This is a genomic window from Hymenobacter swuensis DY53 (assembly GCF_000576555.1).
Taxonomy (GTDB): domain Bacteria; phylum Bacteroidota; class Bacteroidia; order Cytophagales; family Hymenobacteraceae; genus Hymenobacter; species Hymenobacter swuensis.
The window spans coordinates 935,750-949,085 of sequence record NZ_CP007145.1; the positions used below are offsets into that span (position 1 = coordinate 935,750).

Annotated in this window: 13 protein-coding genes; 12 read left to right on the forward strand and 1 reads right to left on the reverse strand. The window is 58.1% G+C overall.

Annotated elements, in window-relative coordinates; genetic code table 11:
• Positions 1–31 precede the first annotated feature (31 nt).
• The 6 genes from HSW_RS05470 (at position 32) to obgE (ending at position 7,153) form a co-directional block, all read left to right on the forward strand.
• Positions 32–946 carry a M20/M25/M40 family metallo-hydrolase gene (locus HSW_RS05470; RefSeq protein WP_044001137.1) on the forward strand — a complete coding sequence of 305 codons (915 nt, stop codon included), beginning with the start codon at positions 32–34 and terminating at the stop codon, positions 944–946.
• 51 nt (positions 947–997) lie between these two features.
• On the forward strand, positions 998–2,179 hold the full coding sequence (locus HSW_RS05475; RefSeq protein WP_197031946.1) for an acyltransferase family protein: 1,182 nt from the start codon (positions 998–1,000) through the stop codon (positions 2,177–2,179).
• Between the two features lie 114 nt (positions 2,180–2,293).
• Entirely contained in the window at positions 2,294–4,504 is a 2,211-nt protein-coding gene (locus HSW_RS05480) for a sodium-translocating pyrophosphatase (protein ID WP_044001139.1), read from the forward strand.
• A gap of 122 nt (positions 4,505–4,626) precedes the next feature.
• Positions 4,627–5,166 (forward strand): hypoxanthine phosphoribosyltransferase, encoded by a 540-nt coding sequence (hpt, locus tag HSW_RS05485; protein ID WP_044001140.1) that lies wholly within the window; start codon positions 4,627–4,629, stop codon positions 5,164–5,166.
• Between the two features lie 132 nt (positions 5,167–5,298).
• The gene (locus tag HSW_RS05490; protein WP_044001141.1) at positions 5,299–5,922 is read left to right on the forward strand and encodes an adenylate kinase; all 624 of its coding nucleotides are present in this window, start codon (positions 5,299–5,301) and stop codon (positions 5,920–5,922) included.
• A gap of 232 nt (positions 5,923–6,154) precedes the next feature.
• Complete coding sequence (gene obgE, locus HSW_RS05495; RefSeq protein ID WP_044001142.1) at positions 6,155–7,153, forward strand: GTPase ObgE; 999 nt, start codon at positions 6,155–6,157, stop codon at positions 7,151–7,153.
• Between the two features lie 15 nt (positions 7,154–7,168).
• Here the strand turns inward: obgE and HSW_RS05500 are convergent, their stop codons facing one another.
• Entirely contained in the window at positions 7,169–7,714 is a 546-nt protein-coding gene (locus HSW_RS05500) for a hypothetical protein (RefSeq protein ID WP_155832834.1), read from the reverse strand.
• A gap of 1 nt (position 7,715) precedes the next feature.
• On the opposite strand from HSW_RS05500, the gene HSW_RS05505 reads away from it, so the two are divergent.
• The 6 genes from HSW_RS05505 (at position 7,716) to HSW_RS05530 (ending at position 13,321) form a co-directional block, all read left to right on the forward strand.
• The gene (locus HSW_RS05505) at positions 7,716–8,276 is read left to right on the forward strand and encodes a nucleotide exchange factor GrpE (protein WP_044001144.1); all 561 of its coding nucleotides are present in this window, start codon (positions 7,716–7,718) and stop codon (positions 8,274–8,276) included.
• Positions 8,277–8,374: 98 nt separating this feature from the next.
• Positions 8,375–9,508 carry a molecular chaperone DnaJ gene (gene dnaJ, locus HSW_RS05510; RefSeq protein WP_044001145.1) on the forward strand — a complete coding sequence of 378 codons (1,134 nt, stop codon included), beginning with the start codon at positions 8,375–8,377 and terminating at the stop codon, positions 9,506–9,508.
• 168 nt (positions 9,509–9,676) lie between these two features.
• The gene (locus tag HSW_RS05515; protein ID WP_044001146.1) at positions 9,677–10,180 is read left to right on the forward strand and encodes an RNA polymerase sigma factor; all 504 of its coding nucleotides are present in this window, start codon (positions 9,677–9,679) and stop codon (positions 10,178–10,180) included.
• A 164-nt stretch (positions 10,181–10,344) separates the two neighbouring features.
• The gene (locus HSW_RS05520) at positions 10,345–10,821 is read left to right on the forward strand and encodes a hypothetical protein (protein WP_155832835.1); all 477 of its coding nucleotides are present in this window, start codon (positions 10,345–10,347) and stop codon (positions 10,819–10,821) included.
• A gap of 123 nt (positions 10,822–10,944) precedes the next feature.
• Positions 10,945–11,907 (forward strand): ABC transporter ATP-binding protein, encoded by a 963-nt coding sequence (locus HSW_RS05525; protein WP_044001148.1) that lies wholly within the window; start codon positions 10,945–10,947, stop codon positions 11,905–11,907.
• 82 nt (positions 11,908–11,989) lie between these two features.
• Entirely contained in the window at positions 11,990–13,321 is a 1,332-nt protein-coding gene (locus tag HSW_RS05530; protein WP_044001149.1) for an ABC transporter permease, read from the forward strand.
• The last annotated feature ends 15 nt before the right edge of the window (positions 13,322–13,336 follow it).

Below are 13,336 nucleotides of genomic sequence, written 5' to 3' on the forward strand. Positions count from 1 at the left end.
GTCCTAGTTTTGGACAAATAAGATACTACGTATGCAGCTTTTACAAGCCCTTTGTCAGATTTCCGCGCCTTCCGGTCACGAAGCTCCACTTACGGAATACTTACTTGACTACATCCGGACGCATCAGGCCGGCTGGCGCATCCAGCCAACCGTACTGGCGGGGGGAGAGTTCCAGGATTGCATTATTCTGGTATTCGGAAAGCCCCGTACGACTGTGTTTGCCCACCTTGACAGTATAGGCTTTACGGTCCGCTACGGTCGGCAGCTTGTGCGCATCGGTGGCCCTAACGTAGAAACCGGCTACCGGTTGGTGGGGCGGGATTTGCAAGGTGAAATCGACTGCACCTTGGTGGTGGATGAGGAAACCGGAGCGCTTAGCTACGACTTTCACCGTGACGTGGAGCGAGGCACGGAGCTAACGTTTTACTGTGACTTTCGGGAAACTCAAACAACGGTGCAAAGCTGCTACCTCGATAACCGCCTAGGCGTCTGGAACGCGCTGCGCCTGTGCGAAACCCTCGAAGACGGCATTGTGGCCTTCAGTTGCTGGGAGGAGCACGGCGGGGGCTCAGTAGCGTATCTGGCAAAATACATCTACAAAACCTACGGGGTGCGGCAGGCCCTAATTTCGGACATCACCTGGGTAACAGAAGGCGTGCGACCCGGCCAGGGCGTGGCTATTTCCCTGCGCGACTCCCTAATTCCGCGCCGCAGCTACGTGGAGCGCATCAGGTGTATTGCCGAGGCCGCCGGCATCCCGCACCAGCTGGAAGTGGAAAGCAGCGGCGGCTCCGATGCCAAAGAGCTGCAGCACGGTGCCCAGCCCTGGGACTGGTGCTTCATCGGGGCACCCGAGGACAACGTACATTCCCCGCACGAAATCGTGGATAAGCGCGACATCAGCAGTATGCTGGCATTGTATCAGGTGTTGATGCAGCAACTGTAGTTGTCGAATAAACTCAGACCTTTGCAGGGCATCAACAGTTCAGAATACGGCGTGAATCTTTCTACCCAACCGGTGGCCGAAAAGGCCCCTTTGCAGCACCTTACCTATCAGGAGCTAGATATTCTGCATGCATTGCGGGGCTTCTGCGCTTTTTATGTGGTGATTTTTCACGCCAAATTTATCCTGTGGTCGGGAGGGCGGCAGTACCTACAGGTGCATCCCCGAGCCACCTGGGGGGCGCTGGATTATCTGGCTTTTGGGGCCGATATGCTCAGCTCGGCCGGTTACGAAATGGTGATTTTCTTTTTCGTGCTGTCGGGCTTTTTTATCCGGTACGCGCAACTGCGTAAGCACCGGAAACCGGTGGCGTTTTACATCAACCGAATCGTGCGGATCTACCCACCGTTCCTGTTCGCCTCAGTACTGGCGGCTGTGGGGCTGTGGTGCGTGGCGCGTGGCATTCCGGTGGCAGTAGCTGCGGATAATGGCCGTGAGCTGAACACCACCCTAGCAGAAGCTTGGCATGAGCTGAGTACGCTAAACCTGGGCGGCGTGGTCCGGACGCTAGGTTTTTTGCAGGTTAATAAGGTGTACATCGGCTACAACGACGTGTACTGGTCGTTGCTGCCGGAGGCCATTTTCTACCTGGCCGTTCCCTTGGCGTTCTGGCGGATCTGGGTATACTACGGCCTTTCAATAGCTATACATGCGGTGGGCCTGCTCTGGACCCAGCACGGTCCGCTGAACCCGTTCATCGATTACCTGCTGACGTTCAACTTTTACTTCGCGGTAGGGGCCATGTTCTACGATGCGGTGGTACGCACGCCCTGGCTGACGTGGGCCCGCCGGGTGCCCGGTTGGTTGCTGCTGCTGCTGATGGGTGCTCTGTTTGGGGCCTTGTTGCTGCTGGCCGTGCTGAAGCTCAAGCCTATTTCCGGACTGGTGGCTACGCTGCTGGCCGTGCTGAGCATGACCACACTGCTGGCCGGCAAAGTCTCCGCGCAGAATCCGCTGATTCGGGGCTTGCACAAACTGGGTGTATTTAGCTTTTCGCTGTACCTCTACCATTTTCCGCTGCTGCTGCTCTGCTACGGCGGCCTAGTGTACCTCACGGGTGAAACCGTGTTCTATGCCCGCTATTACTGGCTGGCTCTGCCGCTGGTAACACTGGTGGCCTACGCCCTGTACTGGGTTACGGAGCGGGCTTCTGTGAATTATTTCCGCAAAGTATAAACGGCGGCGCAGGCAGTTCTGGGTCAGAGAGTTGGAGTTGCTGGTAAAACCTCTATTTTACCAGCAACTCTTGTGCTTTTTACTCTCCCCACCAAAACTCCATTCCCACCGTTTATGATGAACATTCTCTACGTAGTGCCGGTGCTGGGCGTACTGGCGTTGCTCTACACTTGGTTACGCGCGGGCTGGGTGAGTCGGCAGGATGCCGGCGACGCCAAAATGCAGACTATTGCCGGCTACATTGCCGATGGGGCCATTGCCTTCCTCAAAGCCGAGTACCGGGTGATGATGATTTTCGGGCTGATTGCCTCCGCTTTCCTGTTTTATCTGGGAAGCACCGGCGAGAAGTCGAGCCCGGTTATCGTCATTGCCTTTCTGATCGGGGCGGTTTTCTCGGCGCTGGCGGGTTTTATCGGGATGAAGATTGCCACCAAGGCCAACGTGCGCACGGCCCAAGCTGCCCGCACCAGCCTGAGCCAGGCCCTGAACGTGTCGTTTTCGGGGGGCTCGGTAATGGGGATGGGTGTGGCCGGCTTGGCGGTGCTGGGACTGGGCTCCTTGTTCATTGTGTTCTACCAGCTTTTCGTCGTTAGCAAAGGCGGCGGGGCCAACGGCATTGAGATGGAAACGGCCTTGGAAGTACTAACTGGCTTCTCTCTCGGGGCTGAAAGCATTGCGCTGTTTGCCCGCGTGGGTGGCGGCATCTATACCAAAGCCGCCGACGTGGGAGCCGACCTCGTGGGCAAAGTGGAAGCCGGCATCCCCGAAGATGACCCCCGCAACCCCGCCACAATTGCCGACAACGTGGGCGACAACGTGGGCGACGTGGCCGGCATGGGCGCCGATTTGTTCGGCTCCTACGTGGCTACCATTCTGGCCACTATGGTGCTGGGCCGGGAGGTAATAGCCACCGGCGACCAGTTTCAGGGCCTTTCGCCCATTCTGCTGCCGATGGTGATTGCCGGAATGGGCATTGTGGCCTCGCTGATCGGTATTCTGTGCGTGCGGGTGAAGGAGGGTGGCAACGTGCAGGCGGCCCTGAACCTGGGCAATTACGTGTCGGTGCTGGTGTCGGCGGTGGCTTCCTACTTCATCATCCGCTGGATGCTGCCTGCCGAGGACCTCACCATCCGGGGCATCACCTTTAGCGCCATGAGCGTGTTTTACGCCGTGCTGGTGGGGTTGGTAGTGGGTACGCTGATGAGCATCATCACCGAGTACTACACAGCCATGGGCAAACGGCCGGTGCTCAGTATTGTGCGCCAGAGCAGCACGGGCCACGCCACCACCGTTATCGGCGGGCTGGCTGTGGGCATGGAAAGTACCGTGCTGCCCATCATTGTGCTGGCGGCGGGGATTATCCTGAGCTTCGAGTGCGCCGGCCTCTACGGCGTGGCCATTGCGGCGGCCGGCATGATGGCCACTACCGCCATGCAGCTCGCCATTGATGCCTTCGGGCCCATTGCTGATAACGCCGGCGGCATTGCCGAGATGAGCGAGCTGCCCAAGGAAGTGCGCGAACGGACCGATATCCTGGACGCCGTGGGTAATACCACTGCCGCCACCGGTAAAGGTTTCGCCATTGCCTCGGCCGCGCTTACCTCTCTGGCCCTGTTTGCCGCCTTCATGGGCACGGCCAACATCACATCCATTGATATCAGTAATGCCCGCGTGCTGGGCGGGCTGTTTGTGGGGGCCATGATTCCGTTCATCTTCTCGGCCCTGGCTATTTCGGCGGTGGGGCGCGCCGCCATGGCCATGGTGCAGGAAGTGCGCCGTCAGTTCCGCGAAATTCCGGGCATCATGGAAGGCACCGGACGGCCCGAGTACGAGAAGTGTGTGGCCATTTCTACTCAGGCCGCTATCCGCGAAATGATGCTGCCTGGTGCTATTGCGCTGGTGGTGCCGGTGCTGGTAGGCTTCACCTTCGGGCCCGAGGTGCTGGGTGGTACGCTGGCAGGCGTCACCGTATCGGGTGTGCTGATGGCCATGTTCCAGAGCAACGCCGGCGGGGCTTGGGATAACGCCAAGAAGTCGTTTGAGAAAGGGGTGATGATTGACGGCAAAATGGAGTACAAAGGCTCCGAGGCACACAAAGCCTCCGTCACGGGCGACACGGTAGGGGACCCCTTCAAGGATACCTCTGGCCCCAGCATGAACATCCTCATCAAGCTCATGAGCATTGTTTCGCTGGTTATTGCGCCCCACATTGCCGCGCCCGAACGGGGTGTGGCGCAGCAGCCGGAGCAGTTGCCGGTGGTGAAATACGAGCTGACGGTTGATAGTCAGGAGGTGCTGGTAGGTTTTACCGCGAACAACCGCTAGGTACTGACGCCACGGCCAGCAACGATTCACCCACATTGCAAGAAGCCGCTTTCCTACCGGGAGGGCGGCTTTTTTCTGCTACCTTTGCCCCGCCCGCTCACCCACGGCCCAACCCCAAACGGATGAACCCGGACCATATTTCGCTGCATAACAAGCAGTTCGAACCGTACTTGTCGGCCGCTCAGCTTACGGCGGCCATCCGCGAGGTTGCTGCCCGCATCAATCAGGATTACGCCGGCCAGCAGGTGCTCTTCGTGGTGGTGCTCAACGGCTCCTTCATGTTCGCCGCCGATTTGCTGAAGGAAATTTCCCTGGATTGTGAAATCTGCTTTATCCGGGTGGCCTCGTACCAAGGCACCAGCAGCACCGGCGAAGTCAAGGAAGTGCTGGGCCTCACCGAGGAAATCCAAGGCCGCCACGCCATCATCCTCGAAGATATTGTGGACACCGGCCACACCATGCGGATGCTGCTGGATACGCTGGGTGCCCGGCAGCCGGCCTCGCTGGAAGTGGCCACACTGTTTCTCAAGCCCGAATGCCTGCAGCACGAACTGCCGTTGCGCTATATAGGCTTGAGCATTCCCAATGATTTTATTGTAGGCTACGGCCTCGATTTCGACGGGCTGGGCCGCAATTACCCCGATGTATACAAGGCGGTGTAACGCCCGACGAGCCGGATAGCGCAGCTAAAATTCGCCGGTCCGCGTAAAGGCTTTCCCGTTCCTTGCGTATCTTACCAAAACCCTCCCGTTTTCTCCTTCCCGCGTACTTGCGCGTAACCCCCCTAGCTACTCATGCTGAATCTCGTGCTCTTCGGCCCGCCCGGTGCCGGCAAAGGAACGCAAAGCCAGAAGCTGATTGCCCGCTATAATCTGGTTCATTTGTCCACCGGCGACCTGCTGCGCGCCCAGATTACCCAGGGCACGGAACTGGGTCTGCGGGCCAAAAAACTCATGGATGAAGGTCTGCTCGTACCCGATGAAGTGGTGATTGGCATGATCGGCTCGGCGCTGAAAACCAACAAACAGGCTTCCGGCTTCATCTTCGACGGTTTCCCGCGCACCGTGCCCCAGGCCGAAAGCCTCGACCGGCTGCTGGCCGAGCACGAAACCAAGGTATCGTGCATGGTGGCCCTGGAAGTGGCCGAGGAAGAGCTGGTGAAACGCCTGCTGGAGCGCGGCAAAACCTCCGGCCGCCCCGACGACCAGGACGAAACCAAAATCCGCAAGCGCGTAACGGTGTACAACACCGAAACCGCCCAGGTGGCTGGCTACTACGCCACCCAACAGAAATTCCACGCCCTGAACGGCATTGGTGCCATCGAAGACATCTTCGGCCAAATCTGTGGCATCCTCGACCAGCACCAGCCTGCCGCCACTGAAGGCAGCCGGCAGGCAACCGACGAAGTAAAAGCGTAACTTTGCCGCTGCTACCCGCCTGGGTAGTGGCAGAACCATCTGTCATCCTGAGCGGAGCGAAGGATCTTATCCCATCTGAGCGAGTCGTTACCACGACTATCGTTCAACCGGCATAAGGTCCTTCGCTTCGCTCAGGATGACAGCTGTTTTTCAGACAATTCACGATCTGCAGGCTGAACAATGGAGCACATCGGCTTCTGACTTCTAGCTTCTAATTTCTAACTTCTCAGAAGTGGCTTCCAATAATTTCATCGACTACGTCAAAATCAACTGTCGCTCAGGTAAGGGCGGGGCGGGTTCGCACCACTTTTTCCGGGCCAAGGGCCTGCCCAACGGCGGCCCCGATGGTGGCGACGGTGGCCGGGGCGGCCACATTATCCTGGAAGGCAGCACCCAACTCTGGACGCTGTTGCACCTGCAATACCAGAAGCACCTAATTGCCCAGGCCGGCGAAAACGGCGGCGAAAACCTGCGTTCCGGCAAGCAGGGTGAAGATATCATCATTCAGGTGCCCCTGGGCACGGTAGCCCGCGACGCTGAAACCGGCGAGAAAAAGCTGGAAATTACGGAGGAGGGCCAGCGCCTGATCCTGACGCCCGGCGGCCGGGGCGGCCTCGGCAACGACCACTTCAAATCGGCCACCAACCAGGCCCCGCAGTACGCCCAGCCCGGCGAGCCGGGTATTGACGAGTGGGTGATTCTGGAACTGAAGCTGCTGGCCGATGTAGGCCTGGTGGGCTTCCCGAACGCGGGCAAAAGCACGCTGCTGTCGGTGGTATCGGCCGCCAAACCCAAAATTGCCGACTACGCCTTCACCACCCTCACGCCTAACCTGGGCGTAGTGGCCTACCGCGACTACAAATCCTTCGTGATGGCCGATATTCCGGGTATTATTGAGGGCGCGGCCGAGGGTAAAGGGCTAGGTACCCGCTTCCTGCGCCACATCGAGCGGAACTCTATCCTGCTGTTTATGATCAGCTGCGACTCGCCCGACATCAACGCCGAGTACGGCGTGCTGCTCAACGAGTTGGAACAGTTCAACCCCGAGCTACTGGAGAAGCGCCGCCTACTGGCCGTTACCAAGTCCGACATGCTGGATGAGGAGCTGGAAGACGAAATCCGGGCATCGTTGCCCACGGACCTGCCGACGGTGTTCATTTCCAGCCTTGCCAACAAGAACATCCAGAAGCTGAAGGACTTGATCTGGGAGGCGCTGCACACGCAGGGGTAATATTCAGTATAGCTGCTAAAGCAGAATGTTGATGAGTCCGGCCACTGTCACGGCCGCCACGGCGAGTAGCTGGAAGCGCCTGGTCCCATTTCGGACTGCCAAGGCAAACACAGCAGTCAACGGCAAGCAAACGAAAACGGCAGTACGAAGTGCCGCCGCCGCGTAAGCTGCCGCTGAGGTGTAATGACTGCCGCCTTCTCCAAGCATTGATTCCGTTTCAAACTGGTAGTCGGCAATCTTTTCCTGATCGGCTATAATGCCGATAGTGTACCATTCCCACAGGAGGTAGAGCAGTCCGAAAGAGCATAGCACCAGTCCGAGTTGAGTGAACCAACGCAGATAAGGAGTTGCTTCAGCAGGTGAAACAGGTCGGTGCTTGCTGACTTCCATCGTTTGCTGCTCAGGTTCTGGTTGGAGGAAACATTTGGTATGAGGGTGGGAAGATACTCCGTAAGTCCGTGCCAAACTGACAGCCGCCGTGCCTTTGGCAAACTCCTTGCGCCTTATTGCTAGCCCAACGGCAAATCCCGTGAAAAACCCATTTCGACGAATATTTAACAAGATGGCTGACGATAACAACCTGCCCCAGGACGACAACCTGTCGGTAGATGCCGACCTGACGGCTGGCGAAACGACCGAGGAAACCACCGATGCACCCGAAACGTCGGAGGAGGCTACCGGCTCTAAAACCGAAGCTGAGCTGGCCGACCTGAAGGACAAGTACCTGCGTCTGGCCGCCGAGTTTGAGAACTACAAGCGCCGCACCACCAAGGAGCGCGCCGACCTGTTCAAAACCGCCAACCAGGAGTTGATGGTGGCTTTGCTGCCGGTTCTCGATGACTTCGACCGCGCCCGTCACCACACCAAGGATACCGAAGATGCCGGGGCCGTGCGCGAGAGTGTGGAAATTATTTACAACAAGCTCAGCAAAACTCTGAGCCAGAAAGGCTTGGTGACGATGGAAGCCAAAGGCGGCGACTTCGACCCCGAACTGCATGAGGCCATTACCCAGATTCCGGCCCCGTCGGAAGACCTGAAGGGCAAGATTGTGGACGAAGTGGAGCGCGGCTACTACCTCGGCGACAAGGTAATCCGCCACGCTAAAGTGGTGTTGGGCAACTAGTATTGAGTAGTAAGTACTGCGTAGTGAGATGCCTTGGTGTGTCAAGCTGCGCAGTATTTGTCTCACTACTCACTACATAATACTCTGTACTGAGAACCATGGCAACGAAGCGAGATTATTACGAGGTGTTGGGCGTAGCCAAAAACGCGGCGGCCGATGAGCTGAAGTCGGCTTACCGCAAGCTGGCTATCAAGTATCACCCCGATAAAAACCCCGATGACCCGTCGGCGGAGGACAAGTTCAAGGAAGCCGCCGAGGCCTACGAGGCGCTTTCGGACCCCAATAAGCGTGCCCGCTACGACCAGTACGGCCACCAGGGCATGGGCGGCAACGGCGGGGGTGGCGGCCCCAGCATGGAGGACATCTTCAGTCACTTCGGCGACATTTTCGGGGGCGGTGGCAGCTTCTTCGGCGGGGGTGGCCAGGGCGGCCGGCGCGTGCGTAAGGGCTCCAACCTGCGCATCAAGCTGAAGCTGGACCTGGAGGAAGTGGCCAACGGCGTCGAGAAGAAGATTAAGGTGAAGCGCTACGTGGCCTGCAACACCTGCTCGGGCACCGGCGCCAAAAACGGCACCGACCTTAAAACCTGCGGCACCTGCCAGGGCCAGGGCCAGGTAAAGCGCGTGGTAAACACCATGCTCGGCCAGATGGTGAGTGCCTCGACCTGCCCCACCTGCGAAGGCGAGGGCAAAGTGGTAACCAGCAAGTGCGACGTCTGCCACGGCGATGGCCGCCAGCTGCATGAGGAAGTCATTCCCATTAACATTCCGGCCGGCGTGGCCGAGGGTATGCAGCTGAGTATGAACGGCAAGGGCAACTTTCCGGAGCGCGGCGGCGTGCCCGGCGACCTGCTCATTCAGATTGAGGAGGAGCCGCACGAGTCACTTAAGCGCGACGGTAACAACATCATGTTCGAGCAGTATATCTCGTTCGTGGATGCTGCGCTGGGAGCCAGTATTGAGGTGCCTACCATTGAGGGCAAAGTGAAGATTAAGGTGGAGCCAGGTACCCAGCCGGGCAAAATCCTGCGTCTGCGCGGCAAAGGCATTAAGGACATCAACGGCTACGGCCGTGGCGACCAACTCATCCATCTTAGCGTATGGACGCCTAAGAACGTGACCAACGAGGAGCGGGAGTTGCTGGAAAAGCTCCGCGACGCCCGCAACTTCACGCCTAATCCCGGCAAAAACGAGAAAGGCTTCTTCGAGAAAGTGAAGGAGTATTTCCAATAAGCCCGGATTTATCGGATTGCACGGATTCGTTCCGGAGCGCCGGACCAGCCCGCCCCGCTAAAAGCGGGGCGGGCTTTTTTTGTGCTGACCAACGTTGAGCATTTTTTTGCAGCAGCTCTGTAATGCCGGGGCGCAACTCCCGATATATCCGGCAAACTTCCCCACCGTATGCCCGCCGCGTCCCCGGATTTTCTGCGCCTGTTGAACGAGCACCAGCCTTTACTGCGCCGGGTAGCGCGCCTGTACTGCGCCGATGCTGACGACCGGCAGGACCTATACCAGGAGATTGTGCTGCAGTTGTGGCGGGCGTGGCCGCAGTATCGGCCGGGCGTGGCTAAAGTCAGTACCTGGCTGTACCGGGTGGCTTTGAACGTGGCAATTACTGATCTGCGCCGCCGCACCCGCGCTCCCACGCCAGCCCGCTTCGGCGGGGTAGGGGTGCCCGATCTGCCCGCCCCGCCACCCGATGGCCCCGATGCCGACGATCTGGCCCAACTCTACCGCGCCATCGAGCGGCTTTCCCAGGTGGAAAAGGCCTTCGTGCTGCTGTACTTGGAGGAGCGCACCTACGAGGAAATGGCTGATATCCTCGGCATCACCCAGAACAATGTGCGCGTGAAAATGCACCGCGTGCAGGATAAACTCCGCCAACTTCTTCCCCTCGTTGCCTGATGGAACTCGATGATTTTCGCCGGAAGTGGCAGGCCCCGCCCGCTCATCCCACTGATTCTTTCACTACCGAACAAACCCTGCGCGCCATGCTTGCTTCTTCCACTTCCACTAATCCCTTATTTCGGCTAAGAAGAAATGCGACTAAAGAGTTAAGCTGGGTAATTATGGCCTTTATACTGAGCGGATTTAATGCATTGATCTTCGGCCGGCACGAAGTGAACCTGCAACGGTTTGCCGTATGCGTTATGCTGATGCTGGTTGTAGTGGGGGTAATTGTGTACCGGCGTCTGCAGGTACTCAAGGAAATGGAGCAGCAAAACGATAGTCTATACAGCTTTCTGAAAAGTCGGATTTCCAGATTTCGCCGGCTGATGCGCATGCATGACTATGTAGGCGTTGTATCCCTGGTTATGCTGGTCGTTATAGTACTGGTTGTTCGGGCTGAATATGTGCTGGATTACCTGAATCCGGCTCATGCCGCCTGGAACTGGCATGTGGCCACTGCGCTGGGGGTAGGGGTAGGAGTAGGGGCGGTCATCTACGCTAGCTACACCATCGGAAAAAAGGAGCACCAACGCCGCTACGGCCGCCACCTCGACCAGCTTGAGGCGGCCCTGCGCGAGCTGGAAGCGCCCGAATAACACCCGTTCAGGTAGCCTTTCCGACAGTTCAGGCTACCAAATTGCCGGTTGGTTGGAATTTCGCTGGCTTCTGTATCGGGTTCCTGTAATATTACATCAACAATCTACCTGTCTTTCTGCGCTGTGAAAACACCTATCCTCGAAGTCCGCGACGTGCGCAAGCAGTACGCCGCCCACACGGCCCTCGATGGCGTGAGCCTCGTGGTGCCCGAAGGCTCCATCTTCGGTCTGCTGGGCCCCAACGGAGCCGGCAAAACGTCCCTGATCCGCATCATCACCCAGATTACCGGGGCCGACTCGGGGCAGGTGCTGTTCCGGGGCGAGCCGCTGAACCCTTCCCACATCGGCCGCATTGGCTATCTGCCCGAGGAGCGGGGCCTGTATAAGAAGATGAAAGTGGGAGAGCAGCTGCTGTACCTAGCCCAGCTCAAGGGCATTCCGAAGGAGGAAGCCCGCGTGAAAATTAAGAGCTGGCTGGAGCGGTTCGACATCAAAGGCTGGGCCGACAAGAACATTGAGGACCTGAGCAAGGGCATGCAGCAGAAGATTCAGTTTATTGCCACCGTGGTCCACGACCCCGAGCTGGTGATTCTGGATGAGCCGTTTTCGGGTTTCGACCCCATCAACGCTAACCTGCTCAAGGACGAGATTCTGGCCATGCGCGACCGGGGTGCCAGCATCATCTTCTCTACCCATCGCATGGAATCGGTGGAGGAAATGTGCGACCATATCGCCCTCATCAACCGCTCGAAAAAGGTGCTCGACGGCCCCGTGCGTGAGGTGCGCGACGCCTACCGCACCCAGACCTACGAGGTGGAGGGCCGGGGCCGCCTGATGGTGATGCACCCCGATTTTGAGGTGATCAAGCACCAGGAGCGCGAAAACGGCCACTTCTATGACATCATCCGGCTGCACGCCGGGGCCGTGCCTAACGATTTGCTGCGCTACCTCATCGGACCGGGCAACGTGGAGGTGCACGCCTTCCGGGAGATGATTCCGAGCATCAACGACATCTTCATTCGCCGGGTGCGCGAAACCCACCCCGACTACGTGCCCACGGAGGAGGAAATGGCCGTGAAAGGGTAGAAGCCAGAAATTGTTTCTGGGCTCTGCCGCTAACTGATTTTTCTTTCCTCCTGACTTCCCGCATCTAATTTTCTCCATTCCCATGTCCAAGACCTGGCTGATTGCGCAACGCGAATACCTCACGCGGGTACGCAAAAAGAGCTTTATCATCATGTCGTTGCTGGGTCCGCTGATTACGGCCGCCATCTTCGCCGTGCCGGTGCTGATTGCCACCATGTCGGATAACAACAAGGTGGTCGCCGTGGCCGACGCCGGCGGGCTGTTCACTCAGAAGCTGCCCGAACCCAAGGACGATATCAGCTTCATTCGTGTATCGCCGGACTTGGCGACGGCCAAAACCGAGTTTAACAAGGCCAAATACGACGCCTTGCTTTATGTGCCCACGCTGGATCTGGCCACGCCAGCAGGCTTCCAGGTATTTTCGCGCAAGGGGCTGGGCATGACGTTGCAGCGGGATATTGAGCGGGCCGTGGAAAACGCTGTAGAAACCCAGCGCCTGAGCAAAGCCGGCCTCGACCGGGCCGTACTCGATAACATGAAGGCCGACGTAGACCTGCAGACCATCAGCCTGAGCGACGACGGCGAGCGAAGCTCCAGCACCGGCGTAAGCACCGGCGTGGCCTACATCTGCGGTTTCCTGATCTACATGTTCATCTTCATCTACGGCATTCAGATCATGCGTGGGGTGATGGAGGAAAAAACCAACCGCATCGTAGAAGTGGTCATTTCCTCCGTGAAACCCTTTGAGTTGATGATGGGCAAAGTGCTTGGCATTGCTGGTGTAGGCTTCACGCAACTGGCTCTGTGGGTATTGCTGTCGTTGGGGATTACCTCCGTAGTGACCGGCTCCGTGAGTCCCGAGAAAATAGCGCAGAATCGAGTGGAGCAGGTGAATAAGTCGGCTGGCACTACCACAAGCGTGAAAGCCAAAGAAACCAAGAACGAAGGCGGCGCTATGATCCAAGCCTTGAAAACTGCCGATATCAATGTGCCGCTGATAGTGGGCTGCTTCCTGTTCTATTTCCTGGGCGGCTACCTGTTCTACGGGGCGTTGTTCGGGGCCATCGGCTCGGCCGTGGATAGTGAAACCGATACTCAGCAGTTCATGCTGCCCGTGACGATGCCGCTGGTGCTGACCTTCGTCATTGCCCAGGCTACGCTCATGACCAACCCCAATGGGCAGGTGGCCTTCTGGATGTCGATGATTCCGTTTACCTCGCCCATTGCCATGATGATGCGCCTGCCCTTCGGGGGCGTGCCCATGTGGCAGCTAGGCCTCTCCATGCTGCTGCTGATTGTGGGCTTCATCGGTACCATCTGGCTGGCCGCCCGCATTTACCGCGTCGGCATCCTGATGTACGGCAAAAAGGTGACGTACGGCGAGCTGTCGAAGTGGCTGTTCTATAAAGGCTAGAAAGTCTAAATTTTC